We start from the raw sequence: 335 nt of genomic DNA, 5'->3' as shown, positions 1-335 counted from the left end.
AGATAATTGGTGCACTCGTCTGGACCGATGGTCTGGACGAGTGAGCCGAGATATCGCCAGGTGTCTTCGATGGTGCGCATTTGCGCTTTTCGCATCCAATGCTTGATCTTGGCGAAGGCTTGCTCGATTGGATTGAGGTCTGGTGAATAGGGCGGCAGAAACCAGAGCCTTGCGCCGGCGGCCTTGATCAACTGGCGTATCTGCCCGGATTTGCGGCTGCCCAGATTGTCCATGACGACGATGTCGCCTGGCCGCAGCGTCGGGACGAGTTGTTGCTCGACATAGGCCTTGAAGCATTGGCCATTGATCGGGCCGTCGAAGACGCAGGGTGCGGT

General features: G+C 57.9%; 1 protein-coding gene. It reads right to left on the bottom strand.

Annotated features, from left to right (window positions below; all coding sequences use genetic code 11):
- The coding region (locus PY649_RS34945; protein WP_285873639.1) for a transposase at positions 1 to 335 on the bottom strand (335 nt) is incomplete at both ends.

It is taken from the genome of Rhizobium mayense (assembly GCF_030272705.1).
GTDB classification, from domain to species: Bacteria; Pseudomonadota; Alphaproteobacteria; order Rhizobiales; family Rhizobiaceae; genus Rhizobium; species Rhizobium mayense.
This window is presented reverse-complemented; position numbering and strand designations above follow the sequence as displayed.